This is a genomic window from Coprococcus intestinihominis (genome assembly GCF_040096555.1).
Taxonomy (GTDB): Bacteria; Bacillota; Clostridia; order Lachnospirales; family Lachnospiraceae; genus Coprococcus_A; species Coprococcus_A intestinihominis.
On the sequence record NZ_JBBMEK010000020.1, the window covers coordinates 1 to 25,884 of the forward strand.

29 protein-coding genes are annotated in these 25,884 nt (G+C 32.4%); 27 read left to right on the forward strand and 2 right to left on the reverse strand.

The genetic code is table 11. The annotated features are described in order from the left end of the window. The 11 genes from WMO25_RS02920 to WMO25_RS02970 all read left to right on the forward strand — a co-directional run. The coding region (locus WMO25_RS02920) for an SPASM domain-containing protein (RefSeq protein WP_349084014.1) at positions 1–229 on the forward strand (229 nt) is incomplete at its 5' end. Between the two features lie 203 nt (positions 230–432). Then, a complete protein-coding gene (locus tag WMO25_RS02925; protein ID WP_118340020.1) occupies positions 433–1,026 on the forward strand; it encodes a CPBP family intramembrane glutamic endopeptidase in 594 nt (197 codons plus the stop codon). Positions 1,027–1,041: 15 nt separating this feature from the next. Next, entirely contained in the window at positions 1,042–1,491 is a 450-nt protein-coding gene (locus WMO25_RS02930) for a hypothetical protein (protein WP_118340022.1), read from the forward strand. Next, complete coding sequence (locus WMO25_RS02935) at positions 1,469–3,217, forward strand: ABC transporter ATP-binding protein (RefSeq protein WP_118340024.1); 1,749 nt, start codon at positions 1,469–1,471, stop codon at positions 3,215–3,217. Before WMO25_RS02930 ends, WMO25_RS02935 begins: the two co-directional genes overlap by 23 nt. A gap of 359 nt (positions 3,218–3,576) precedes the next feature. Then, complete coding sequence (locus WMO25_RS02940; RefSeq protein ID WP_118340028.1) at positions 3,577–4,233, forward strand: hypothetical protein; 657 nt, start codon at positions 3,577–3,579, stop codon at positions 4,231–4,233. Between the two features lie 442 nt (positions 4,234–4,675). After that, positions 4,676–5,005, forward strand: a complete 330-nt coding sequence (locus tag WMO25_RS02945; RefSeq protein WP_117689876.1) for a winged helix-turn-helix domain-containing protein — start codon at positions 4,676–4,678, stop codon at positions 5,003–5,005. Positions 5,006–5,064: 59 nt separating this feature from the next. Continuing rightward, entirely contained in the window at positions 5,065–5,562 is a 498-nt protein-coding gene (locus WMO25_RS02950; protein ID WP_118340032.1) for a hypothetical protein, read from the forward strand. A gap of 93 nt (positions 5,563–5,655) precedes the next feature. Beyond that, a complete protein-coding gene (locus WMO25_RS02955; RefSeq protein WP_081019425.1) occupies positions 5,656–5,820 on the forward strand; it encodes a helix-turn-helix domain-containing protein in 165 nt (54 codons plus the stop codon). 354 nt (positions 5,821–6,174) lie between these two features. Continuing rightward, positions 6,175–6,378, forward strand: coding sequence for a plantaricin C family lantibiotic (locus tag WMO25_RS02960; RefSeq protein WP_055056069.1), 204 nt, complete (start codon positions 6,175–6,177; stop codon positions 6,376–6,378). A 100-nt stretch (positions 6,379–6,478) separates the two neighbouring features. Next, positions 6,479–9,616, forward strand: coding sequence for a type 2 lanthipeptide synthetase LanM family protein (locus WMO25_RS02965; protein WP_147417366.1), 3,138 nt, complete (start codon positions 6,479–6,481; stop codon positions 9,614–9,616). 70 nt (positions 9,617–9,686) lie between these two features. Next, positions 9,687–11,789: a peptidase domain-containing ABC transporter gene (locus WMO25_RS02970; RefSeq protein WP_055056067.1), complete on the forward strand. Its 2,103-nt coding sequence runs from the start codon at positions 9,687–9,689 to the stop codon at positions 11,787–11,789. A gap of 39 nt (positions 11,790–11,828) precedes the next feature. On the opposite strand, the gene WMO25_RS02975 is transcribed toward WMO25_RS02970, so the two are convergent. Both WMO25_RS02975 and WMO25_RS02980 read right to left on the reverse strand, forming a co-directional pair. Then, positions 11,829–13,223, reverse strand: coding sequence for a sensor histidine kinase (locus WMO25_RS02975; RefSeq protein ID WP_117689881.1), 1,395 nt, complete (start codon positions 13,221–13,223; stop codon positions 11,829–11,831). Beyond that, positions 13,223–13,915, reverse strand: a complete 693-nt coding sequence (locus WMO25_RS02980) for a response regulator transcription factor (protein WP_055056065.1) — start codon at positions 13,913–13,915, stop codon at positions 13,223–13,225. Before WMO25_RS02980 ends, WMO25_RS02975 begins: the two co-directional genes overlap by 1 nt. 163 nt (positions 13,916–14,078) lie before the next feature. Between WMO25_RS02980 and WMO25_RS02985 the strand changes: the two genes are divergently transcribed. The 16 genes from WMO25_RS02985 to WMO25_RS03060 all read left to right on the forward strand — a co-directional run. After that, positions 14,079–15,002: an ABC transporter ATP-binding protein gene (locus WMO25_RS02985; RefSeq protein WP_055056064.1), complete on the forward strand. Its 924-nt coding sequence runs from the start codon at positions 14,079–14,081 to the stop codon at positions 15,000–15,002. Beyond that, positions 14,995–15,780 (forward strand): ABC transporter permease, encoded by a 786-nt coding sequence (locus WMO25_RS02990; RefSeq protein WP_117689883.1) that lies wholly within the window; start codon positions 14,995–14,997, stop codon positions 15,778–15,780. The genes WMO25_RS02985 and WMO25_RS02990 overlap by 8 nt, the downstream gene beginning before the upstream one ends. A 2-nt stretch (positions 15,781–15,782) precedes the next feature. After that, positions 15,783–16,565, forward strand: a complete 783-nt coding sequence (locus WMO25_RS02995) for an ABC transporter permease (RefSeq protein ID WP_117689884.1) — start codon at positions 15,783–15,785, stop codon at positions 16,563–16,565. 27 nt (positions 16,566–16,592) lie between these two features. Then, entirely contained in the window at positions 16,593–17,018 is a 426-nt protein-coding gene (locus WMO25_RS03000) for a hypothetical protein (protein ID WP_117467776.1), read from the forward strand. 233 nt (positions 17,019–17,251) lie between these two features. Continuing rightward, entirely contained in the window at positions 17,252–17,914 is a 663-nt protein-coding gene (locus WMO25_RS03005) for a DUF6973 domain-containing protein (protein ID WP_117689885.1), read from the forward strand. Between the two features lie 135 nt (positions 17,915–18,049). Then, positions 18,050–18,424 (forward strand): helix-turn-helix domain-containing protein, encoded by a 375-nt coding sequence (locus tag WMO25_RS03010; RefSeq protein WP_055056059.1) that lies wholly within the window; start codon positions 18,050–18,052, stop codon positions 18,422–18,424. Next, entirely contained in the window at positions 18,425–19,153 is a 729-nt protein-coding gene (locus WMO25_RS03015; RefSeq protein ID WP_026648513.1) for a LytR/AlgR family response regulator transcription factor, read from the forward strand. Next, the gene (locus tag WMO25_RS03020; RefSeq protein ID WP_117689886.1) at positions 19,140–20,450 is read left to right on the forward strand and encodes a sensor histidine kinase; all 1,311 of its coding nucleotides are present in this window, start codon (positions 19,140–19,142) and stop codon (positions 20,448–20,450) included. Before WMO25_RS03015 ends, WMO25_RS03020 begins: the two co-directional genes overlap by 14 nt. Before the next feature lie 98 nt (positions 20,451–20,548). Further along, positions 20,549–20,962, forward strand: a complete 414-nt coding sequence (locus WMO25_RS03025) for a hypothetical protein (RefSeq protein WP_026648511.1) — start codon at positions 20,549–20,551, stop codon at positions 20,960–20,962. Between the two features lie 141 nt (positions 20,963–21,103). Continuing rightward, positions 21,104–21,253, forward strand: a complete 150-nt coding sequence (locus tag WMO25_RS03030) for a cyclic lactone autoinducer peptide (protein ID WP_118340036.1) — start codon at positions 21,104–21,106, stop codon at positions 21,251–21,253. Between the two features lie 4 nt (positions 21,254–21,257). Beyond that, the gene (locus tag WMO25_RS03035) at positions 21,258–21,839 is read left to right on the forward strand and encodes an accessory gene regulator ArgB-like protein (protein ID WP_117689887.1); all 582 of its coding nucleotides are present in this window, start codon (positions 21,258–21,260) and stop codon (positions 21,837–21,839) included. Between the two features lie 223 nt (positions 21,840–22,062). Then, the gene (locus tag WMO25_RS03040; RefSeq protein ID WP_055056056.1) at positions 22,063–22,305 is read left to right on the forward strand and encodes a hypothetical protein; all 243 of its coding nucleotides are present in this window, start codon (positions 22,063–22,065) and stop codon (positions 22,303–22,305) included. A gap of 502 nt (positions 22,306–22,807) precedes the next feature. After that, the gene (gene vanR, locus WMO25_RS03045) at positions 22,808–23,503 is read left to right on the forward strand and encodes a VanR-ABDEGLN family response regulator transcription factor (RefSeq protein ID WP_055056055.1); all 696 of its coding nucleotides are present in this window, start codon (positions 22,808–22,810) and stop codon (positions 23,501–23,503) included. Positions 23,504–23,514: 11 nt separating this feature from the next. Then, positions 23,515–24,021, forward strand: coding sequence for a VanZ family protein (locus WMO25_RS03050; protein WP_055056054.1), 507 nt, complete (start codon positions 23,515–23,517; stop codon positions 24,019–24,021). Between the two features lie 14 nt (positions 24,022–24,035). Continuing rightward, positions 24,036–25,100 carry a sensor histidine kinase gene (locus tag WMO25_RS03055; RefSeq protein ID WP_349084021.1) on the forward strand — a complete coding sequence of 355 codons (1,065 nt, stop codon included), beginning with the start codon at positions 24,036–24,038 and terminating at the stop codon, positions 25,098–25,100. A gap of 131 nt (positions 25,101–25,231) precedes the next feature. Beyond that, positions 25,232–25,884, forward strand: a 653-nt coding sequence (locus tag WMO25_RS03060; protein ID WP_349084023.1) for an ABC transporter ATP-binding protein, incomplete at its 3' end; no start/stop codon positions are given.

A 25,884-nucleotide genomic window follows, 5' to 3' on the forward strand; every position in this document is an offset into this window, starting at 1 on the left:
GCATGCCTCTATTGTATCATGCTTATGTGTATTTGGAATTTCTCATTTTGGCTTGTACTATTTATATTCTAGCACCAAGTGTGGAATTTGTGAATACAAAAATTTATGTGGTGGAGCATGTAGGGGACGAGCATATCTATTTACAGGCGATATGAAAAAAAGAGATCCTTATTGCTTAGCAGCAAAACGATTTTATGATAATCTTTTTGCACAATATACAAGTATATAGTTTTTATAATTATATAAATTTCTGAGAAAGGAGGACGTAAGTATGATCTTTAAGAGTGGGAAAGCAAATGCAGGTTGCTGGTCTTTTGGTCCTGTATTAGGATTATGTGCAGGATACGGAAATAAAAAGGGCTGGTAAGAATTATGACAGCAAGAGGAGGGGGAGGTTAAACTTCCCCTTTTTCTTATTAGGAGATATAAGTTATGGATAAAAAAGAAAAATTACTTATAGAAATAGTTTGTATTATTGTTCTGAGTAACTTTTTATGTATGTTTTGCTTTTTATTCTTAAATTTGGCTTTTCAAGGAAATATGGAGGAGCTGGCAAGTATTTTGTCACTCGTTATCAGTTTTGTGATTATGCCATTTTATGTACTAAAAAAGCAACATAATATTAAAATCTCAGAAATAGGAATAGCAAAAATTGGTATAACAGATAGTATTTTTTTAATTAGCGCTGTGATTTTTAGTGTTTTCTTATTTATAACAAAAGGAAACTTGAAGATTTTTACTGAAGTTGTAAGTCAACAACTATTTGTTAGTATATCTGAAGAAATTTTAATGAGAGGAATTATTTTTTACTTATTATCACAGTTGTTTCGTAAAAAATATTATGTGGTTATTGTCAGTGCTATAATTTTTGGGTTTGCACTACATACGGGAGGAGATTTCTTAAGTAATTTAGTGTATAGATTTCCAGCAGGCATAATACTTGCTGTATTAAGGATATATACAAAAAAATTATACCCGCCTATGGTGGTACACTTTATGTATAATTTGTGGTGCATATATTTGTAAAGAGAGGTAGAAAAGATGAGGAAAAATATTATTTTATGGATTTTAGAAATTGCATTAGGAGTATTAGGGAGCATAGCAGTATTTTGGGGATATTCATCAATGAACATTTTTACACTATATGGAGTACTGTTTGTACCAGGATTACTAACAGCAGCCGTATATTTATATTTAATTAAAAGTAAGAAAGTAAGTAAATTACGTGGGAATAGTTTATACATTTCAAGTATGATATTTTCGCTTATTGCAACGCTGGTATTTGGAGTAGTTGATGTCGTTTTACGATCTAAGAATGATATGTATGAAACTATTATAGCAAATACAAGAAATGTATTAGATGGAGAATATTTGATTATAAAAGGAAATAGTAATTTAATGGACTATATCTTTATCTTTGTATTTATTTTTCTGATATTCTGGTTTATAGGAAAAGGGAATAAGATAGATGAAAAACGAATTGAATGTTAAAAAGTTTTGGGAATTGTTAAGAAAATACCTGCCACTTAAAAAAAACATAGGTATATTGCTATTTTTAATATTTAGTCAAGTTTTTTGTACATTATATATGCCTATAGCAGTAATGAATACTATAGATATTAGTAGTGGAAATTATTATGAGTGGAAAAAAATTTGTTGGATTGCTTTTATTATTTTGCTACAAGTAATATTTTCGGTAGGAGTGTTGTATTTGATGTCTTGGATGGCTCATAAAATTATTATGCAATTGCGTGATGATTTATGGAGTAAAGTTTTGCATTTACCAATTGAATATTTCGATAGAACAGAAACAGGCGAAATAATGAGCAGGATAACAAACGATACTATGGTAATTAGTGAGTTTATAACGAATGATTTTTTGAGTGCAATTACAGGTGCTATATCTATAATAGGCTCTATAATTTTAATTTTTGCAGTTGATTGGAAAATGGCAGCAATTATGGTTGGATTAGTTCCAATAACAGTTTTTGCAATTAGTCCTTTAAATAAAAAATTATATAGGATTTCAAGAGATTTTCAAAATAAGACAGGAGAATATCAGGCGAGAATGAACAATGTTTTAACTAATATTCGGTTAGTGAAAACATGTATAGCTGAAGAAAAAGAAGAAGAAAGAGGAAAATTATTAACGAAAGAGTTATTTAATATAGGTATTAAAGGTGGAAAGATAACTGCTTTAGTTCAACCTTTAACAACAATGTTGATCTTCCTTTTACTAATTCTTATATTTGGATATGGAAGTGTGAGAGTATCAAATGGGAGTTTATCGGCGGGAAGCCTTGTTGCAATTATATATTATCTTTTCCAAATTGCAACACCTTGTATGGGATTGACGGCATTTGTAGGTCAATTGAATAGAAGCTGTGGTGCGATGGAAAGAATTAGTAAAATTTTAAATGAAGAAATCGTGGAGAAAAAGATTAAAAAAGAGATTATAATTTCCGATCAAAAATGCAATTGTGGATTAGTATTAGATAATATTTCTTTTCGGTATTCAGATAGAAAGAATACTCTTTGCAGTATCAGTTTTTTCATTGAAAAAGGAGAGACTTTAGCAATTGTTGGAGAAAGCGGATCTGGAAAATCTACTATTTTTTCACTGATAGAGAGATTTTATGAACAAGACAAAGGGAATATTTATTATGAAGGAATAGATGTTAGGAATATACCTATGAATGATTGGAGAGGAAAAATAGCATACGTTCAACAGGAATCACCAATTATGTCAGGAACTATTTTAGATAATTTAACTTATGGGCTTGATAGCTATAATGAAAAAAATGTATTAAGTGCTTTAGAAAAGGCAGAGTTGAATAGATTTATTAGTTCATTGCCAAAGGGGTATAATACAGACGTTGGTGAACAAGGTGTTAAACTGTCGGGAGGACAAAAACAAAGAATTGCTATAGCACGTGCGATGATTAGAAACCCAGAAATATTGCTACTAGATGAGGCAACCGCAAATTTAGATAGTTGTACTGAAAAATCTGTTCAACGAGCATTAGAACGATTGATGTTGGGGAGAATAACTATAGTTGCAGCTCACAGATTTTCGACAATAAAATGTGCAGATAAAATTGTTGTATTACAAAAGGGAAGAATATGTGGAAGCGGAACACATGAAGAATTATTTAATAATAATGATATATATAGAAGACTGTTGTTAAATCAGATAAATGATGAGATAAAAATATAAATTGAATTTGGATGCAGTAATTATTTTAGAAAAGAAGGTGATTCCGATGTTCTAATTGATTATATAGACTAAAAGTATGAGGGAGGCGAAAGCTTTGAAAGAATATTTTAAGATTAAGGAATTGTTTATTGTAATAGGGATCGTAATGTGTATTCCATATATTCCATTAACCCAAAAGATAGAGAAAAATTTATTATTGTTAGGTTTTCCATATAAATTTTATTCTATCCATATAAATACTCAACAAATTATATCTATTCATTTTTCAATAGGCAATTTTCTTTTAAATATTATAATTATATATACGTTTTATATATTGTTTTTAAAATGCTACCGCAAAATATACAGGAGGTATAAAAATGAAGAATAAGAATATAAAAAAAGTAATTGGTATTATTATGATATTATGTACAATGTTTTTAGTGACTATTCCAGTATATGCTTCAAATGATGAAAATCAGTTTGAGCCAAACAAATATATTGAGCAAGAACTTAATACTTGGGCAGAAGCAAATGGAGTTGGGGTTGTTTTTGAAAATGTTTATATCTCACCTAGCAGGAGCGATATGAGCGTGGAAGAAATAGAAAAATCAGTAAAATCATATGTTAAAATGATGAAGAATGCTATGCAGAATATGGAGGTGAAACTTATAGAGCGCTCTAATATGGCAAGGGCAACAGGATCTTATACTGCAAGCGTAGAAAGTATGATTCCTGCAATCGGTTGGGGGTATATTAAACAAGATTTTACAGCTAATGTAAGTTCTTCTCGGATTTCAAGCGTTTCACTAGTAGGCAGTTCCTATGATACAGGTTTTACACTCGGCAGTTGGGAACCTAATTATTCTTGGACGGATATATCAAGCAATAAACAATTTGTACAAATTCACATGAAAGGTACTATTAATTATTTATGGGAAGGTTTGAATATATCAAAAGATTGTACATTTTTAGATACTTTTAAAGCCAGTGGTAGTAGCTTGGTTGAGTCTTCTTATTTGGATTGGCCAGATTAAAATTTATTTAAAAATAGTTTATAGTGATATGATATCTTTTTTGCCGTCAGCCTTTTGCAGGCTGACGGTATTTGAATGATTCAGTGCAGGAATTAGCAGAGTGTATCAAGCAACTGCTGGATATTTGTGAGAGGGCAGTAACAAGGACACTGGATATAGAAAATGATTATCGTACTATGCGGGCGGAACTGCAGAGCAATATCCGAAATCCGCTAAGCTGCATAAAAACAAGTTGCTTTCTAATTCAATTCACTTACAGAAAAGGAAAATATCCAATCTGAAAAGCTCCAGGAGTATCTTCAAATTATAGAAAGCAGCGGAGGATATAGAGAGTGCATTAAAATAACTGATAATTGAAGAAGTGCTGGACGGGGATTTTTCGTCCAGTATTTCTTTCTGGAATGAGAAAAGTTGAATTTACAAATCAAGAGGAGGCATACACATGAAGTATGTTTTTCCAGAATATAAAGAGAATGTAGTGTTGGGCAACGGGAAATTACAGTTAAATCCAATGTCCTATCAGGTTATCTACGAAGGAAAGGAGATAGACCTGACACCCAGGGAATTTGAAGTTTTATATCTACTGGCTTTAAAGCCAAACTGGGTAATGCCAAAGACAAATATTTATCATTCTGTATGGGGTATTCATTATCATGATGATCAGATACCATACAGAACAGTAGAATATGTGATATGGAAGATAAGAAAAAAGATGGGGCATGATATTATCGAAACGTTGGTCAATGTGGGGTATCGGTTGAAAAAGTTATAGTTTTTGGGAGATATAATTGAGATGAAATAGTATGTTATTATTAATGGAGGATTTATTACATGAACGGAAATAAGAAAAGTGCAAAACAGTATCACCAATCTGTAATTACTGCTTTAGAGAAAAAAGTAAATGACATGAAAGATTCCGCTTATTCAGGATTGTATAGTGAAATAGCATTTATCATTGGAATAGCAGTTATCATGATAGATACCTTTTTTCCACCAGAGGAAACGAAAGTTAATTGTGTATGGAAAATAATACTGATAGCTGTATCTATAGTCTGTATGCTTTATTTCGCCAAAAAAGTGAAAACAGTGAATGAAGTGGAAGAAGAGAAAAAGTTTTGGCCGAACTTTTTTATTCAATGGGCAACAAGTTTAGGATATATAAACATGCCTGTAGCTGCGATAGCTATTTTGGTAACCTTTGATAAGGGCAAAGCATGGACATTATTTATGATGGGAGTTGCTGTAATTCTGACAGGTTTAACTTTAATAGAAGCACTTGTAAAAACTTCTAAAATTTTAAAAAAAGAAAATGTTGGTAAGCGGAAATAAGATTGATTAAAAAAATTGAGGTAAAAGGTAGACGGTGTATTTGATATTATTTACATCTTTTTGTTGAAATTTGATAATCATTTTTGGTGATGAATATTACATCATTATTATTCCAATCTGCTGGAAAATACAGATAAAAGGATTATGGATATTTATCTTGAATTCGGATTTGAAAGCCAAAGGACGTTTAACCAGGCGTTTCAGCAGAAGTATGGGAGGACACCTAGCAAATATCGAAAAATATGGTGGGATAATTGAATATTATGAGAGTTGCAGAGAATATATAGGGAAATATTATTTGCGGTTTGAAAGAATTTGGAGCGGATATGCGATTTAGCGCATATCCGCTTTTGACATTGTAGAAAAGATTTTTGTTTTGAACGGTTACGTTGGTAGACAGTAATATTTTTATATGGAAGATGTGAAAAAATAAAACTATTAATATTCTAACAAAAATTACATAGACAGTCGATTTTATTACATGAATAAAATTTCAAGAAATAAAAGGTGTATTATCTAAAATGTAAGGAACAGAAGAAAATAATTCAACCATTTCAATTTAGAATTAGTATCTGTACTGTACAAAATTGATTTATGAAAGGAGAAATAATTATGAGTGAAATGAGAAATCCTATTACAAGAGAAGAAAACTTTAGCAATCCGGCTGGTAACGTTATGATGGAGCTGCAGGAAGCAGATTTAAACAAATTTGTAGCAGGAGCTGGTGAAACCAGAAATTCCGGCGGAGTTTTATGTACAAGTACAGCAGAATGCTATTTTGGTACTTTGCTGAAACCTTGCTGCCCTAAGAAATAAACACAGGTGTTGATAAAGAGGGTAAGCGTTAATTGAAGTTTGTGCAGTACAGATACGAATTGTGAGTTGAAATGGAAAGCAGAATGGGGTGTTTAAGAACATGAATACTGAGAGAGCATCATATTTTACAGAAAGAAGTTATACAACATCAGAAGCAGAAAATAAAAAAGATATATTTGAATATTGGAAAAAGATTTTAGGAGAAGATACATTAAGAGTTGCTGAGAAATGTTATGGTATTGATTTAGTAAAAGTTTTAAATTCTGAAAATTATGTATGTGAAAACAATCACGTGATGTCAGAAATGGAAAAGGTAAAAATAGAATTATTTGAAAAACCAATCAATTATAACTATTCCGGATTCAAAGGAGAAAAATTGGCATTTGATAATTTTTTTATACCTTTAATCAATTACGGAATAGACATATTAAAAAATGGAACAAGTCTTTTTTGGACGGATTCTATTATAGATACATACGCAAATACCTTATTAGAGAGATTAGGGAAGATCAGTCTTGGAATATTAATGTTTGAAATGTATCTTTGTAAGAAGACGGGAAAACTGAATGGAAGAAATTCAGAGGAAGAATACGATTATTATAATAATAATTTTTTAAGTAAGAAATCGTATAAACAGGAGCTTTTCAATATATATCCATGTTTACTACGTTCAGTTACAGAAACCGTAGAAAACTTATCTTCTTATTATGTACTTTTATTAGAAAGACTTAATAAAGATAAAAATGAAATTGCGAATAAATTTTGTGGAGGTTTAGAATTTAAAAATGTAGTTGAAATAAGTTCTAATATCTCGGATTCTCATAAAAAAGGGAATGGGGTAAGTATTCTTAAGTTGGATAATGGCACTAAAATTGTGTATAAACCACGTTCGTTAAAAATTGAAAAAGTGTATTTCGATTTTCTGGGAAAGATAAATGCTGGTTGTAAATATGAGATGTATGAACCAAAAATATTAGATTGTCAGGAGTATGGTTGGGAGGAATTTGTATATTATAAAAGTTGTAAAACAGAGGATGAAATCAGACGGTATTTTTATAGATTTGGAATATTGATTTTCGGTAGTTATATTCTTAATACAAATGATTTACATGAAGAAAATGTGATTGCCGCAGGAGAATATCCAATTATTATAGATGCAGAAACTATACTAGATAACCGTAGAAGAGGGAGAACAAATTCTGCAAAGGAGGAAATAAATTATATCCTTCATGAGTCAGTATTATACTCAGGTTTATTGCCACACTATAGGTTTTCAAATTTGGGCCAAGGCGTAGATATGAGTGCAATTAAAGGTAGTGAGGGAAAGGAATATCCTATAGTTATTCCTAAAATAGCGGATTTATGTACTTCAAATATGAGATTTGTATATGAACATCCTACAACTGGAGTAAATCAAAATCTTGTTAAATTAGATGGAGAAAATGTATCAGCATTTCATTATCTAAAAGAAATAAATGCAGGATTTGAAGATGCGTATAAATATGTTTTGGAGAATAAAGAAAAGTTTCTTGAATATGCCGACATGTTTGGTAATTTAAATATTCGCCATTTAGTTCAGGATACCCAAAGATATTCTATGTTATTACACACATCTTTTCATCCGGATTTTATGCAAGATGGAAGAGATAGACAAATGTTTTTGTGTAGTTTATTTAAACAGTATGAAGCTACACAAGGAGATAAAGGTGTTGTGAAATGTGAGATAAAAGACATGTTAAACATGGACATTCCATATTTTTATCTCAATACATCAGGTAAATCTCTTTTCGGATCAGAAGGTGAGAAAATCGAAGACTATTTTGAATATACCAGTTTGGAACACTTAAAGAAAAAGATAGTATTGTTAGATGAAGATGATTTAAAAAGGCAATTAATGTTCATGAATATTATTCTGACAGAGATAAACGAATTTCAGGTTGAGGATAAAAAGATAGAGCTTCAACAAATGAAAATGATTCCGCACAGAGAAAAAAATAAGGCTCATCTGTTAAAAGCTGTTCAGAAATTGGCTGATTCTCTTATAAAAACTGCTGTTTTTAATAAAGATAGAACAGAAGTTAATTGGATTGGTGTTACTCTAATAGGAAATGAAGATGACTGCTCATGGGATATAAGACCACTTGGTACCTATTTATATGAAGGAATGTCTGGGCTAGCAATTTTCTTTAACGCATTGTATGCTGTTGATCCCCAAAAGGAGTACCTTATTATACGCAATGCGATTGAAAAGGAATTATTTACATACACAGATGAGATGTGTGAACGAAATGAGGGAATAGAAAATGAAAGCAGTGGCGCCTTTGGTGGAGAAGCGTCTATAATGTACACTTATGAGGTACTGTATAAAATTACAAATAAAGAAAAATATTTGGATTATGCAAAAAAGCACTATAAAATATTAAAGAAAGCGATTACCAGAGATAACAGTTTTGATCTTGTCTATGGTAATGCAGGCGCAGTTATTACATTGATCAATATGTATCAGCTAACTGGAAATAAAGAGTATATCGCTTCGGCAGAAATAGCAGGAGATATAATAGTAAATGCTCAGGAAAAGGAAGGCTCTATTAAAGGCGGATGGAATGGAGATGGAAGAACTTCGCCGTTAGCGGGATTTTCACATGGAGCATCTGGAATAGTTTTAGCACTGGCAAAACTATGGCAGGTGACTCAGAAAGAGGAGTATTTATTATCACTGCTCGATGGCATTAAATTTGAAAATTCTTTATTTGTGAAAGAAAAAGGAAATTGGAAAGACGAAAGGGTATATGCAGGAGAAAAAGCATCTGATGGAGGAAGTTTTACCGTTGCTTGGTGTCATGGCGCTGCAGGCATATTGCTTAGCCGATCTAAAGTAAATGTCATATTGAATGGGCGGTATTCGGATTTGATAGAAAATGATATAAAAGTAGCAGTGAATACAATATTAAAAGAGGGAATTTTAGGAAACAATTGTCTATGTCATGGTAATTTAGGTAATACAGAAATTTTATTTGAATATTTAAAAGACCATTCAGATAAAAAGATAGAAAAATATTATGTAGATATTCGTGATATTATTGCTGAGAATGTATGTAATGGTGTATTTGATTGCGATAATGCGTATCTATATGGATATAAATTGCAAGGATTTATGACAGGACTATGTGGCATGGGATATTCTTTGCTGCGAGATATAAAAAAAGATTTACCTTGTGTAATTGCTCTGGAAGTCTAAAATGATAGTATTGGAAATAATAGAATTTATTATTTCCAATACTAATTTATTATACTAGGGAGGTGTATTTATGCACAAAAAAAGTGTGCCATTGATTCGCCAGATGGGGACAACAGACTGTGGTATAGCAGCATTGACAATGATCTTCCAATATTATAAATATAAGATAGATATTAGTGAATTAAAAGCTACAACAAGTATTGGAAGAAATGGTATGTCTTTAGCAAAAATGAAAGAAATTACGGAAGAACATAATTTTTCATTCAAGGCGTATGGAAACTACGAAACCGAAGAAAATTTGATAAAATGTTTACCGATTATCATGTGTTCAAAAGAAAATCATTATGTTGTAGTTGCGGAGAAAAAATATGGGAAATATATACTTTTAGATCCTTTAAAAGGAAAAGAAAAGGTTGATTATTCATATATTAAAAAGAATTTTTTAGATGTACTTGTATGTGTTCGACCAACAGAAAAGAATTATAAACGTGAGAAACGTGAGTCTTTTCTTATACCTATAAATAAAAGCAAATTATTTCTGGCAAGTATTCTAACGTTGGTTACACAGGGAATTATATTGATTCCACCGCTCATTATAAAAAAAATAGTCAATGAAATAACGTATGATACATTAGGCTTCAATTTTGTAAAATATGCGTTACTGATATTATCAGTGGCATTAAGTTATTTACTTGCAAATTTAGCTAAAAAAAGGGTAATACTTATTTTACAGAATAATATATACAAAGATACTATATTTTTAATGCTGAATAAAATATTTGATATTGATTTAAGTTATTTTGAAAGCCATTCATCAGGAGATATTGAAAATCGCTTTAATAGTGTCAGTGATATATACGAATTTATATCAACAGCTCTAATTTCAACAGTGATAGATGTGGTTACTGCTGTTTTTTGCGGAATAATGATGATAACACAGTCAATACCATTGTTTGCAGTTATAATAGTAATGACTGTTATACAGATAACAATAGTAATGATTTTAAATCAAAAAGCTAGAATAAAGGTTAAAAATTATATTGCAGATCAGAGTGCATTACAGGCACGAATGGTAGAAACTTTGACTAATATCCAGCAAATAAGGTGCATGAGAATAGAGAATATGCTGAGTGATAGTCTGAAACAGGATTATAAGCATTTAATTAAGAGATTACGTGAGCGTGTACAAATAAGTGATATTATGGAGTCGGTGGTGGGGGCTTTTTCAATAGCTTCTTCATTGATACTTTACGTTATAGGAGGATACTTGGTTTGTGATAATAGGTTGGAATTAGGAACGTTAATAGCCTTTGTCACACTTGCCGGATATTTTACAGGTCCATTTCAAACTCTATCTTTGGTGGTACCTCAAATTAATGTTTTAAAGGAAACAATGATTCGTTTAAAAGAGTTAATGAATTATAAATCTAACCGTAAAAATGGTACTCAGCATATTAATTCATTTGAGTCTATGGAAATGCAGCAAGTAACATTTTCTTACTATGGAAGCACGAAGCCAGATGTAGAGAATGTTAGTATGATGCTAAAAAAGGGGGAGAAGATAGCATTTGTAGGAAGTTCAGGAAGTGGAAAGACTACAATTACAAAATTATTATTGAACGTCTTTTCTCATTATCAAGGACAAATTTTAGTAAACGGGGAAGATATAAAACAAATATGCAAAGAGGATATAGATCGGATATTTGCCATAGTTACTCAGGTTCCAATGGCAATGAATGGAACAATTAGAGAAAACGTGGATATTACAAATACGTTGACAGATGAGGAAATATATCATTATTTAGATTTAGTAGAACTGAAAGATGATATAGAAAAATTCCCATTGGGACTTAATACATTTGTGGGAGAAAATGGACAGAACATTTCAGGAGGACAAAAACAGCGTATTGCTATAGCAAGAGCATTGGCACTGAAACCGGAAGTTATTATTTTTGATGAAGCCACAAGCAACTTAGATCCTCTTACAGAACGAAGAATATGTAATAATTTGAAACAACTACATATTACCCAGATTGTAGTTACACATAGACTGAATGCCATACAAGATGCTGATACAATATACGTAGTTGAAAAAGGAAAAATAATTGAATCCGGAACACATGTGGAACTACTTCAGTTAAAGGGCGCATATTATGATAGTGTAAATAATTAAGAACAGGTGAAAGTCAGATAATGGCTTTCACCTGTTCTTTTAAGAGATCTTTTCTTCATACGGATCAATATGTTCAATAGGTATCTCTAATATGACCTTTAAGCCATGAGGAAGTATATTTTCATATTTGATATTTCCGTTATGGGCGGTTAATATTTGGTAAACCAATTTTAGACCAAATCCATGAACAGACTCCCCATTTGAATTGTACATATTATTAGGAAAAATACCACTATTCATTTTTTCTATTTGTGTAGAAGTCATACCGCCACCATTATCAATGACGGAAATAATACAGGTATCATTTTCTTTTAAAATTTCAACTGTTATTTCACAACCATGAGGATTATGATTAATACAATTTTGAATTAGATTGCTTAGCATTCTTGAAAAAAGTTCCGTATCTCCTTTGATCAATACTGGAATCGTATCAGATGATGAATGAAAATCAAAAGAATATTTGTTGTCTATTGGTCCATTCATAAAGCCAATGATTACTTGGCGGGCAATTTCCACAGGAGAAAAACTGGTTTTTATTAAAGGCTGCATAGAGTATTCTAGTCTTGAAGTTAAATTTAAATCTGCGATTAGGCTACGGAGTTTTTCGCTTTGTTTACGAATTATACTTGCTTGTAGTTGTACAGGTTGCGAAGCATCTTCATTTTTTTCGATTTCAGAAGCATATCCCAAAATAATAGAAAGAGGTGTCCGGACATCATGCGAAACACCATTAATCCATTCGGCACGCGCCTGTTCTTTTTGTAGAAGATGTTTTCCAGCCTTATTTAGTTCAGCATTTATACTTGAAAGTTCACCTGTTTCTGAAAGGGTAATGGGTTTTCCCTGAGCAATAGAGTCAATACCGTCAATGATTGGCACTATAGATTTTTCTATTTTATGTGTATTACGCCAGAATAATATAAATATCAGTAATATATTAAAACAAATCATTAAAAAGATACCGACTATTAGGCTGTGAATATAATTAATATCTATTGAAAAATTGTATTTTGTTATACTATTAGGTTCGCACCCGATAACCAATAAGCCGGCAGAATGTTCTTGGATAAAAACAGGATATTCTTGTAAGTACCACCGACTAAACTTGGCTATTTGTAAATTTGAATAGGTTCTTGGCAATTCTTCGGGTAAAAATTTTTCCCAAATGACATTTCCTTGTTCGTTTAAAATCATCGCCCAGGCACTTTTATTTTTTAGAATATTTTCTATATAATCAGTAGAAGAAATTGTTCCATCTACATTGAGCGTGATATTTTTGCTAATGGTTTGGACGGGTATATCTGGATCAGTAGAATTATTCCATGCCATGAGTAAAGTCCCACATATTAAAATAATATTTAGTACAAAAAATAAAATCAATATAATAAGGGTGGAAAGAAGATATTTTTTAAAAAAACGCTTGGCAAGCTTCATTATTTTACTCCTTTCACTAGCAATTTATATCCTAGCCCCTTAACTGTTAGCAGTGAAACAGGAGAAGAAGGATTTTTTTCGATTTTTTCTCGAAGATGCCGAATGTGTGTCATGAGGGTAGTTTCATACCCTTGCCACATTTCACCACAAGCAGTTTGGCAAAGAGTTCCTATTGTTACAATGTGATTGGCATTATCTACAAGTTTTAATAATATATTGTATTCTTTAGCAGTCAAAGGAATAATTTTATTTTCACGATGTATTTCTGCCTTATCAATATCTATAAAAGAATTTTCTAATTCTATAATTCGTTTCTCTGTAGGATAACTTCTTTTTAAAATAGCTTGAACACGTAACAATAGTTCTTTAGGCAAAAATGGTTTGATTAAATAATCATCTGCTCCCAATTCAAAACCAGAAAAACGATCTTCGGCTGCATCTTTGGCGGTCAGCATAAGAACCGGAAGTTTACTGAGGGCTCTGATTTCTTGCAATACCTCAAATCCGTCCATACCAGGTAACATAACATCAAGAATAACCATGTCAGGTAGAGTTTCTCTTATTATTTGTAAAGCCATTTCTCCAGATGTTGCGGTCATTATTTTTGTATAGCCTGCTCTTTCAAATATTGTTTTAATAAGGGTGAGTAGTTCTTGTTCATCATCAACGATAAGTATAAATTTATCATACATATATTTTTATCTCCTAAAATTTTATAGTTTAAATTATTATACATCTTGTGGAAAAAGAAGTATAGAGAAAGAGGAAAATCTCAAGGTTACCTCAAGGTTACTTCAAGGAAATCTCAATGTAGTTGGTATATAATTACAGTATAAAAAAAGGAGGTATAAAAAAATGAGTGAATATATTATTCAAACCAATAATTTAACAAAACAGTATGGAGAGCAAAAGAGTGTTTCTGCAATGAACTTGCATGTGAAAAAAGGAAGAATTTATGGACTGTTGGGACGTAATGGAGCAGGAAAAACGACTACAATGAAAATGCTGTTAGGATTAACAAAACCGACATCGGGAAACATAAAAATATTTGGGAAAAGTATGGAAACCAATAGTAAAGATATTTTACCGCATATAGGTAGTTTAATAGAATCACCAGGATTTTATCCTAATTTGACTGGGACTGAAAATCTTCGTATTTTTGCGGAGCTTAGAGGATTAAATAAAAGTAAGTGTGTAAGAGATGCTTTGGAAGTTGTCGGTTTGCCCTATCGTGATAAAAAGTTATTTGCGGAATATTCACTTGGGATGAAACAACGACTGGCCATTGCATTGGCAGTTATGCACAATCCCAATTTGCTGATATTAGATGAGCCTATTAATGGTTTGGATCCTATAGGTATTGCAGAGGTACGTTCGTTTATTAGAGAGTTATGTGATGTTCAGGGAAAAACTATTTTGATTTCTAGTCACATATTATCAGAGATAGAATTACTGGCAGATGATATAGGGATTATTGATAAGGGAATTTTACTTGAAGAAGAAAGTATGAAAGAATTGGCGAAAAAAAATAGTCGCTATGTCAATTTTATGGTATCGGATAGCCAGCGCGCAGCGGAAATTTTAAGAAAAGAATTTGAATGTGATGATTTTCAAATATGTGATAAAAATAGACTTCAATTATATAATACAACAATCCCTAGATCAGAAATTACTTATGTTTTTGTAAAGCAAGGATTGGAAATTACAGAAGTTCATTTATGCGAAGAAACATTGGAAGATTATTTTAAAAGGGTGACCGGAGGTGAAGGAATTGCTTAAATTAGTTAAGGTTGAATTTCAAAAACTGAAAAGAAAAAAGTTTATTCTTTTAGTAACTTTAGCTGCATTTATGTTTCCGCTTCCATTGGCTTATTTAATGACAACACCAGCTATGATGGAGCAATATATTGATAAAGCGGACGCATTTGACGGACTATTTAATATGGTATTGGGGTATGGAATCCAATTTTTATTACCCTGTATTATCGGAGTAGTAGCTGCTATGTTGTTTTTTATTGAACGTGATAATGATACATTTAAAAATATTAAAACAATCCCACTATCCAGTACGCAAGTAGTTACAGCAAAAATTATAGTGCTATTTATTATAGGCGTTGTATTTTGCATAGCATCAACGGTAGCAACAGTTCTGGTTGGTATGTTTACGTTAGATGTATACGGTTTAGGATACAAAATATTTCTGGCGGTTGAAACAGGAATATTTATTACCGCAGGAACATTACCATTGATTGTTATAGTGGTATTTTTTAGTCGTACTTATGTTTTCTCTGTTTTATTATGTATTTTTTATAGCGTTTTAAATATGAGTGCAACAGCACTTTTCGATGCATTACCAAAGACAATATTATGGTTACTTCCTACGCCGCTTACAACATTTTGGAGTGCTGGAGATATGAAAAGACATGGAATTAATATGAACCTTGTACAAATGAATGGATTAATTCCTTCAACTTTTCAAGTAATATTAATTCTTGGGATTATGGCAGGAATTTCAATACTATTAATTGACTGTTTGTACAAGAAAAGGGGGGAATAAAATTGAGGACTATTGTAAAAACAGAATTATTGAAATTAAAACGTTATCATATTATATGGGCGGGGATAGCTCTTATGCTACTCTCTGTTCTATTGACACTTTTTACTTCTATGGCTAATGATGGATCTGTATGGGATTTTCGATACTTAATAGAGCAGGTAATCAAAAATAATATGTCAATGATTTTCCCAATGTGCATAGCTTTGATTGCTGGATATATTATATCGCGGGAAGAAAAAGACGATGTTTTGAAGAATATTATTACCATTCCAATTTCATTTAAAAAGTTGTTGGTAGGAAAACTTATTGTATGTGCAATGTTATCAATATTATTTGGGCTTATTTGTACGATATTTACGTTAATTGCAGAGTGTATAGTTGGTTTTCCTGGATTTACAGTAAATTTGGTAATCCAAGGGCTAGTACAAATAACATTGGAAAATTTACTTTTGTATCTAGCGGTATTACCAATTATTGTTATAACAAGCAGACTATCAGGCGGCTTTATGATAGGTGTCATTGTTGCTTTTGTGTATGGATATGGAGGTATGTTTGCAGCAGGAAATATGACATTGGCTAATATATATCCTATTACTGCAAGTCTGGGATTAATTGGGTATAGAAGTTATGATACATCCGTACAATGGAGTTTTCCATTGTGTTTATGTAGCTTGATAATTATTGTCGCTATTTCTGTAATTTTAGTCGCAACAATGAAAGAAAAGGAGAACAAAAAAACTCGTACAAAAACAAAAAAAGTCAAACCAAAGAAAGGGTGGTTATAAGTGAAAAAAAGTTGTTTCTTTATTCTAATGTTTTGCTTGTTATTGTCTGGGTGTTCAAAAGAGGAGGTGTTGGAAAAATATAATGCAGTAGTCGAAAAGGTGGGAGAAGTACAATTAACCAATGATATAAACCTGCAAGGGAAAAGAGATTATGGGGAAGATTATTATACGGGGACATATCAAGCAGAGTACAAAAAATTTTCTGATACAGAATATCTTTTTGGAGGAACAACAATAGAAAGAGCGGCAGGGAAGCAGGTTGAATTGTTTTGTAACCTAGAAATAACAAAAGGAGAAGCTGAAATATTCATTATTTCTGGTAGCAATGAACCTAAAACTTTAATAAAAACAACAGGTACTTATGAAAATACAATAACATTACCAGATGGCAGTAATTATATCGGGATTGTAGGTAATGATTTTTCAGGAACAGTAAAAATAGAAGTGAAATAAAGATAGAAAATGCTAAAAATGGGTAAATTTGGAAGATACAGGTTTGGTTGCATTTTACTGTGGTAAAAAGTATATGAAGAGTGGAATGGCGGTTGTTTAATACTGCCATTCTTTTTTTTGAAAATGCCTCTATGGGAATTATTACACAGGGAATCGAAAAAATTACATGTAGATGGGATAGTACATTAAATATGGTAAAATATAATCATAATATGAGATCGGAGGTATATTCTATGAAGAAACTATTTAAAGTATTCAGCCTAATGCTGGTGGTGATAATGGCTTTTCCATTCTCTGTTATGGCAAGCGAAAATGACCAGCAAAGAAGTGATTTGATTGGTGCAGAAGAAAGGGATTTTGAAAAATTGATTGCAGAAATCCAGAACATTAAGGCTACTCACCCAGATTATTCAGAAGAAATGCTCATGTCTTTTTTGGAAGCCAATCATCAAGATGTGGAAAGGGGGATTATAGATATTTGGAATGCGCTTACAGATTCAGAAAAGAAACTATGTATTCGTTATCCTTTTGATGCCCTAAAGGTAAATAAAGCAAAAAATATTGCTACTTCGCAGACAGAGGCAAAATTTGGGACAAATGGTTTAGGAAATAGAAGTGATGCTTTTCGTCATGGAATTTGGAATGCTGAAATGACTGTTTTAATAGGAAAAGAAAGAGCAGAGTTATTTGCAACTGCTCATGAAGACAAAGATGTTACAGGAACAGAATCAGACGGATATCCAAAAACAGCACATAGAGATATGGACTTACATAACAATGAAGTGGGAAGAGAAATAGGAGAAAAAAATAAAGAAGCTTCTGAAAGTGAAATGGCGGATATTATTTATCAGGAAATATATTCCGCAACAACATCATTTATATGGCTACATGAATAAGATTTGAGCAGTGCGATTGCACTGCTCGTCTTCGTATTTTGCATATTTTGCGTAATTGATTACTTCTATTATTTGTATCGCTATGAATGAAATAGGGTAGCATGATAGTACAACATGATTAAGAGGTAGGCAATTATGGAAAGTCGTATTAAACAATTACGTGAGAAAAGAGGGTTAATACAGGAAATCCTTGCAGTAGAATTAGGGATAACACAGCAAATGTTGAGTAAGTACGAAAGAGATGTTACGTTAATAAAAGTAGATATTCTGAAAAAGATTGCTGCTTACTTCAATGTAACAACAGATTATTTGCTGGGAGTTTCAGATGTAAAAAGAGATTTGAATGGGCAGATGAAAATGAACGAAGTACTAGACGAATATTACGATTTAGTGGAAGTGTATAAAGAGTTAGATCCATGTGATCAGGAGATGATTTGGTCAATTATACAAATAGTAAAAAAAACGAGTGAGAAGAAAAAATCAGCAAACATGCAGAAGAGAGTGGAGTGAATGTTAAATATAGCAATTTGTGATGATGATATTCAAATAACTGGAAAAATCGAAAGACTTCTCCAGGATATAGCTAAAAGAAATTTTGTTGATACTGAAATAGAAGTATTCTGGAATGGAAAGAGTTTAGCAGATGCTATCGCAGCAGGTGAGAGGTATGATGTTATTTATCTGGATATAGAAATGGATAAAGAAGATGGTATTTCGGCAGCTAGAAGAATTAGAACATACGATAAAAATGTGCGAATTATTTATGTTACGAGCCATGAAAGTTATATGAGGGAATCCTTTGAGGTAAGACCGTTTCAGTTTCTTGTAAAACCTGTAACAGATAAAATAATGGAAAAGTGCTTTAAGTCGGTATATGAAGACATTAATAGTGAAGATTTTTATTTTCGCTATAGTTATCAACGTATGAATCATAAAGTACCAATCAAGGATATTTTATATTTTGAAAGCAACAAACGAAAAATATTTATTGTAACGGAACAAGAAATCCTTGAACTGTACGGAAAACTTAATGAGATTGAAGAAACCCTTAAAACATGTAAAATTTCTTTTTTGCGAGTTCATCAGTCTTTTCTGGTGAATTATAAACATATATCCGGACAATCTTATGATTCTGTAGTAATGGATAATGGACAAAAAATTTCAATCAGTGAAGACCGGAGAAAGATAATTAGTGAACAATATTGTTCTATGGAGGATACGTTTTATGTGGACGAATAGGGTATTAATGTGTGGGATAGATATATTGCTTTGCCTTTGGGCAGTATATTTATTCTTTTTTTATTTCGATATATTTTTTGCTCGTAAGAGAAAAAGGTATTTGTCGGTGATCGGTATAACGCTGTTCGTGATTTGGCAATTTGGAATAACAACGATTATTAGTTTTCCTGCCTACATCAATATTGCTGTGACGATTATGTTTACGTTTTTGGCAGTTATGATGACTTATGAAGGTAGATGGTGGAACAAAGGTGTATTTGTAATTACCTTTAATGCGATTTGGATGTTGATGGAAACCCTGTGCAACTATATTTTGCTAACATACTGCCCTCAATATGCTGCAGTTCGCCAAGTAGGCTCTTTCGTTTCAAAAATATTTTTTAATGCAGTAATTCTTGCATTAAAGAAAGTGTTCACAGATGATGATATTAAGGAATTGCCGGTCAGATACAGTATTTTACTTGTGTTGATCCCAACAGGAAGCATTTATATCATGAACAATATATTTATGCTTGGATTTGCAAATAATAATGGACGTACTCGTATAAACTCTACATTTACTGTACTTATTTTACTTGGTATGAACATATTGATATTTTATGTCTATATGAAGTTGGCTGATGATTTGCGGTTAAGGAGAATGGCAGCAGTATATGAACAGCAACTGGAATTATGCGAACGTCATCAGCAAGAAAGAGAACTTTCAATGTTGCAGTTGCGGGATATAAAACACAATATGAAGAATAATCTTATTTCCATTCTTGCTTATGCAGAAAATAAAGAATATGAAAAAATGACAGGTTTTATTGAAGAAATTATGGGAGAGGGCGGTATGGTGATTGCCTCAATATCGAATAGTGGGAATATTGTGATTGATTCACTTATTGGATATTGGTATGTAACTGCCCAAAACAAAAGAATAATTTTTAAAACGGATATTTGTATTCCGATGATAATGCCTTTTAAAGGAGCTGATCTGAGTCTGATATTGGGAAATTTACTGGAAAATGCAGTGGAAGCAGCAGAGAAGGTTGAAGAAAATAGATATATAAATGTCAAAATGAAATTTGATAAAAATAATCTATTATTGTTCGTAGACAATAGTTATAAAGGGAAGCTGTTAAAAACAAGAGATAACCGCTTGAAATCTACAAAGTCAGATGCAGAAAATCATGGAGTAGGTTTAGCCTCTGTGTATCGGGCAGTAGCAAAATATCATGGATCAGTGGTAATAGAGGATTCAGAACCAGGAAAATTTAAAATTCGGATAGTCTTATATAGTAATGTGCAGGAATAATTACATGAACACTCGAAATAATTACATAAAAAATAATGAGAAAGGAAAGAATGGTAAAATGGAAAGATAAATTTGGTATGCGGTATGGGGACTGATATATGGATAGCGTGAAAATATTGCTGTTTAGTGATGATGAGAAACTGTATAACAGTACTGAAAGGATTATTGGGAAAAAACACCAATTAAAATGGTGTACTTATCAACAGTTGGAAAACAATAGATATCCAACGGCAGATGTTGTGATTTTCCATTTTACTAAAGAGATAATAGAGAGGGAAAGGGCATTTGCGGCTATTATAAAAATAAAAGGGAGTTTGGGGCATTTAACGCCTATTCTTGCTATTAGCGAAGGGGGATCAATACAGGATATTTTTTCTATACTGAAAGCAGGAGCTTACGATTATATAGAAACAATAGATAACACACGAAAATATAAGAAAAAGATAGAGAACCTGATTTTATGGAATTGGTATATAAAAAAACATACATCAGCAAAAAAGAGGCAATGTTGAGAAAGAACCGGAGAAACATTGCTTCTTTTTTGCTGCCTTTTTGGGAAAAATTACATCAATACTCGGTTTTTTTACAAGAGAACCGAATGGGAGATTTTTTGTAGTAATGTATTGGTAAACAAATGAAAGGAGATTTTAATTATGAAATCTAAAAATTTAAAAAATCAGCCAGCAAAAGTATTAGCAAATTTATCTCTGAAACTTGGTAAAATGTCAGCGGACAGTGCTTGCTGTTATATTTATCATCAGCCAAAGATGCCAGCAGCATTGAAAAAAATGAAGAAACTTTAATTTCATGGGAAGATTATCGGAAAAAATAACAAGATACGTTATTGATGCCGGTGCAGTTTCAGAGGAATTGTATGCAGTATATCAATATGGATTTCAGATTGGATTAGAGATGTTAATTTGCCTATTCGTCTGTATGAGTATAGCGATATACTTGCATACAATCCCAGAATTCCTTGTGTCTACAGGTGTTTTTATGTTTTTAAGAACCTATGCTGGTGGTGTACATCTGAATAGCTTTAAGGCTTGTTTTATATGCTCTGTTACTGTTCAAGTTATGATTTTGCAAATTAATAACAAATATCCATTAGAGCTGTTTGTGGCTTGGGGGATTATTTTGGTCAGTTCCATTTGTATATGGAAACTTTCTCCTGTAGAAAACATTAACCATGAGTTGAAAAAAGAAGAAAAGGAACATTGCCGAAAAGTAACAGGTAAAATACTAGGAGCTATTTTCATTGCTGCTGGCTGTTGTACAGCTTTAGGTATGAAAAAATATTTATCCTTGATTGCGTTGACAGCGTTGACCGTTTTTATATCACAATGTATCGGCATCATAAAGTATAAAGTTGAAAAAGAGAAAAATTAGCGGGAATGATAAAATATTATTGTTTCCGCGTTTTTTATTTAAAATGGTAAAACTGTACAGAAATATAGAAAAGACTGTTGTGGGAGGAAAAGATGCAGAATATTTTTTCGGAATACAAAGATACCATAATTGTTGTTGACCTCATGAATCATCAAACAACTGATTTACTTGCCTGTCTCTGAATTAACCTGTATACTGCCATCAGCATACAAAAGGAAAGCGTGTGAAGAAACAGTTAGTCATCCGTCAACGCATCGATATGCACTGTACAGGATGTAAGCAAGAGATATTTACAACCAAGGCATTGGATGAGATCCATAAGGCATCTGCAGGAATCCCACGGATGATCAACCGTGTCTGTGAAAAAGCTTTGATGTATGCGTTTCAAAATCAGAAACGATTGATCGATGATTATATGATCAAGTTCGTTGTGGAACACGAGATGCTTAGGATGGTAACTTCATAAAGCAGGTACCGCCTGGAAACAGGCGGTATTGCCTAACTGACTGGTGACAGAAAGTTAACCAAACGAGCGTCAACTGATGTGAGCAATCTTGTGACATCTCATGAAATCACTAACACATAATATTGAGAAAAGAAAGGGAAAACTTTAGCTTGCTTTTATACCTTTTAGCTTAAAAATCAATTTTAGAAGGATGCCGCGGCTGACAGTCAGCATAAAATTGCTTTGAAAGATAATGGACATGGGATAACAAGATAGAGAAAAAATTATAGAGGAAATTAAGATAGATGTTGACTTGTACAAAAAACATCTGGTAAGTAATAGAGCTTTATATAACGATATCAAGAATTCTTAATAGGATTATAATTAAATAGCACGAAAAGGCAGAAGTGTTTGTATATATAAAAGTTCTTATGAAAATCTTAATAGTTTTTAATGAAAATCATAATGAATAAATAAAGGAAATTTGTTATAATTCAAATTATGGAAAGAGGGTGATGATGGTATGTGCGAAAAAATATTAGTTATAGATGATGAGAAGGATATAGCAAATTTACTGGAAGTTTATTTGCAAAATGAAAATTACATTGTTTATAAATATTACTGTGCTAAAGATGCAATACCTTGTATTGAAAAGGGCGATATAGATCTTGCTATTCTTGATATTATGCTCCCGGATATAAATGGTTTTTCCTTATGTCAGCGTATTCGTGAAAAATATACTTACCCCATTATTATGCTAACTGCCAAAATTGAGGAAACAGATAAAATTACTGGACTTACATTAGGTGCCGATGATTATGTGACAAAGCCATTTCGTCCTTTGGAAGTGGTTGCCAGAGTAAAAGCCCAGCTACGACGCTACAAAAAATATTCATCCGTTACAAGTGAAGAAGGAATAAAGCCAGAACTTTCATACAATAAATTACGATTGAACGTGCAGACACATGAATGTCTATTGGATGGTGAGAATGTGTCGCTGACTCCGACCGAGTTTTCAATTCTTAATGTTTTGTTGGAAAATGCCGGGACGGTTGTAAGCATTGAATATTTATTTCATGCAGTATGGAAAGAGGAATATTATTCAAAAAATAGCAGCACTATCACAGTGCATATCCGACATTTGCGTGAAAAATTAAAAGATACTTCTGATACCCCGAAATATATCAAAACAATTTGGGGAGTAGGTTATAAAATCTGAAAGGAGAACCCATGAAAAGAAAGCGAAAATTTGGGGTGTCAGTTCTTTTTTTGATTTATCTGGCACTTTTGGTTTGGATAATATTATTTAAGCTGCAATTCAATATCAATGATTTAGACACTGTAAGAAAGATAAATATTATTCCATTTTATTACGATAAAGAGATTGGAGTAGATTTTCACATAAAAGAAGTTCTTGAAAATTTATTGATTTTTGTCCCAATGGGCATATATCTGCAAATGCTTTTGTTTAAGAGCAAATCCTATTTGAAATTATTGATAATTGCTGGAATAAGTCTATTGCTGGAAATTACACAGTATATACTTGCTATTGGTAGTTCTGATATTACCGACCTGATTACTAACACAGCAGGCGGTCTTTTGGGTATTGCTTTATATTCTATTGTGGCTCGATTGCTAAAAAGTCGAGAAAAAGCAGATAAATTATTTTTGGTTATTGCTGTAATTGTGAGCACCTTCATAATCGGTCTGTTGGCACTTCTTTTATTTTTAAATTGATTGGAGGCGTGCTTATGAAAAAAAAGCAACTTACTACGGAAAAGCGGCTTGGAGTACAATTATATTTAGTACTATTTTTATATACTGTAACTGGTATAGGACTGGAAATTTTGGCACAATTCATTTTTCCGAAATTCGATAGCAAAATTTTATCATGGCTATACTGGCGTATAGATATGATTTTTATTTTCTATCTAATCATTGGTTTTGTATGTATATTTAATTACTTCTGGAAAAAACCATGGGGATATTTGGATGAAGTTATTTCCGCAACACAGACAGTTTATGAGCAGAATGATCATCCTGTAGCATTGTCTGATCCCCTTAAAGAATTAGAGGAACAACTTAACCAGATTAAACTGTCTGTGTTGTTAAGCAAACAGGTAGCAAAAGAAGCTGAGGATAGGAAAAATGAAATTGTTATGTATCTGGCCCACGATATACGCACTCCCCTAACAACAGTGATTGGATATTTAAGTTTACTCCACGAAGCACCGGATATGCCTGAAAAACAGAAAGAAAAATATGTTCAAATTGCATTAAGTAAGGCTGAACGACTTGAAAAGCTTATCAATGAATTGTTTGAAATTACAAAATATAATGCACACACTGTCTCGTTAAAGAAAGAAAAGGTAGACTTACAGTGTTTGTTGGCACAGGTAGTTGATGAAATATATCCCTCTTTATCTGCAAAAGGCAATTCGGCTGCTTTTACGGTTGATGATGATTTAGTTGTATATGCTGATCCGGAAAAGCTGGCAAGGGTTTTTAGTAATCTTTTGAAAAATGCAGCGGCATACAGCTATCCTAATACAGAGATTATTATAACTGCAAAGCGTTGTGGTAATAGCGTTCAAATAAACTTTGAAAATCATGGACGGACTATTGAACCTGAACAAATTTCTGGCATATTTGAAAAATTCAATCGCTTGGATGAAGCCCGCCTTTCTGATACAGGCGGTGTAGGATTAGGACTGTCGATTGCAGAGGAAATTATACGATTACATGGTGGAACCATTACTGCGTTTAGCGAAAATGAGATGGTGTCTTTTGTGATTATGCTTCCCATTTCTGATTAGGCATTTAGAAGTAAAATCTTAGGAATTTCTTAGGAGATTTTGTTCCATATCTTTGAGATTAAACTGTTTTTGTTCGGTACAATAGTTACTGAACAAGGACAGTTTTTTGTTTAAGAGAAAGGAGTACACCTATGGAATTAAAGATTGAACACATCAGCAAACAGTTCAAAGATAAAACTGCAGTCGATGATGTCAGCCTTACATTAACAACTGGCGTATGGGGATTATTGGGGGCAAATGGGGCTGGAAAAACCACTCTCATGCGAATACTTGCAGACATTATGACACCTAGTAGTGGTCGTATATCTTTGGATGGGAAAGACATTCATAAAATGGGAGCAGATTATCGCAATATCTTTGGCTTTTTGCCACAAGATTTTGGCTATTCCCGCGATTTTACGGTCAAAGACTATCTGGAATATGTTGCTGCACTAAAGGATGTGCCGCTCAGAGAAACCACAAAGAAAATCAACTATCTGTTGGATATTCTTACCCTTTCTGATGTGAAGCGAAAAAAAATTGCACAACTATCTGGTGGTATGAAACGTCGTGTAGGAATTGCACAGGCCATGCTGAATGACCCTAAAATTCTTGTTATGGATGAGCCAACAGCAGGACTTGACCCTGGAGAAAGAGTACGGTTTAGAAACTTCATTTCGGAATTTTCCCATGACCGTATTGTGTTGATTTCTACGCATATTGTTTCTGATATTGAATATATTGCAACTCGTAATGCGATTATGAAAGCTGGAAAGATTATTGATGTGGGAACAACAAGCGATTT

Coding starts and splice junctions, on each gene's coding strand:
- WMO25_RS02945 (WP_117689876.1), top strand. CDS start 4,676: ATGAAGTATGTTTTTCCAGAATATAAAGAGAATGTAGTGTTGGGCAAC.
- WMO25_RS03025 (WP_026648511.1), top strand. CDS start 20,549: ATGGATAGCGTGAAAATATTGCTGTTTAGTGATGATGAGAAACTGTAT.
- WMO25_RS03020 (WP_117689886.1), top strand. CDS start 19,140: ATGTGGACGAATAGGGTATTAATGTGTGGGATAGATATATTGCTTTGC.
- WMO25_RS03005 (WP_117689885.1), top strand. CDS start 17,252: ATGAAGAAACTATTTAAAGTATTCAGCCTAATGCTGGTGGTGATAATG.
- WMO25_RS02940 (WP_118340028.1), top strand. CDS start 3,577: ATGAAGAATAAGAATATAAAAAAAGTAATTGGTATTATTATGATATTA.
- WMO25_RS02975 (WP_117689881.1), bottom strand. CDS start 13,223: ATGAAGCTTGCCAAGCGTTTTTTTAAAAAATATCTTCTTTCCACCCTT.
- WMO25_RS02965 (WP_147417366.1), top strand. CDS start 6,479: ATGAATACTGAGAGAGCATCATATTTTACAGAAAGAAGTTATACAACA.
- WMO25_RS03015 (WP_026648513.1), top strand. CDS start 18,425: ATGTTAAATATAGCAATTTGTGATGATGATATTCAAATAACTGGAAAA.
- WMO25_RS03000 (WP_117467776.1), top strand. CDS start 16,593: ATGTTTTGCTTGTTATTGTCTGGGTGTTCAAAAGAGGAGGTGTTGGAA.
- WMO25_RS02930 (WP_118340022.1), top strand. CDS start 1,042: ATGAGGAAAAATATTATTTTATGGATTTTAGAAATTGCATTAGGAGTA.
- WMO25_RS02985 (WP_055056064.1), top strand. CDS start 14,079: ATGAGTGAATATATTATTCAAACCAATAATTTAACAAAACAGTATGGA.
- WMO25_RS02950 (WP_118340032.1), top strand. CDS start 5,065: ATGAACGGAAATAAGAAAAGTGCAAAACAGTATCACCAATCTGTAATT.
- WMO25_RS03050 (WP_055056054.1), top strand. CDS start 23,515: ATGAAAAGAAAGCGAAAATTTGGGGTGTCAGTTCTTTTTTTGATTTAT.
- WMO25_RS03035 (WP_117689887.1), top strand. CDS start 21,258: ATGGGAAGATTATCGGAAAAAATAACAAGATACGTTATTGATGCCGGT.
- WMO25_RS03010 (WP_055056059.1), top strand. CDS start 18,050: ATGGAAAGTCGTATTAAACAATTACGTGAGAAAAGAGGGTTAATACAG.
- WMO25_RS03030 (WP_118340036.1), top strand. CDS start 21,104: ATGAAATCTAAAAATTTAAAAAATCAGCCAGCAAAAGTATTAGCAAAT.
- WMO25_RS03055 (WP_349084021.1), top strand. CDS start 24,036: ATGAAAAAAAAGCAACTTACTACGGAAAAGCGGCTTGGAGTACAATTA.
- vanR (WP_055056055.1), top strand. CDS start 22,808: ATGTGCGAAAAAATATTAGTTATAGATGATGAGAAGGATATAGCAAAT.
- WMO25_RS02960 (WP_055056069.1), top strand. CDS start 6,175: ATGAGTGAAATGAGAAATCCTATTACAAGAGAAGAAAACTTTAGCAAT.
- WMO25_RS02980 (WP_055056065.1), bottom strand. CDS start 13,915: ATGTATGATAAATTTATACTTATCGTTGATGATGAACAAGAACTACTC.
- WMO25_RS02935 (WP_118340024.1), top strand. CDS start 1,469: ATGAAAAACGAATTGAATGTTAAAAAGTTTTGGGAATTGTTAAGAAAA.
- WMO25_RS02925 (WP_118340020.1), top strand. CDS start 433: ATGGATAAAAAAGAAAAATTACTTATAGAAATAGTTTGTATTATTGTT.
- WMO25_RS02970 (WP_055056067.1), top strand. CDS start 9,687: ATGCACAAAAAAAGTGTGCCATTGATTCGCCAGATGGGGACAACAGAC.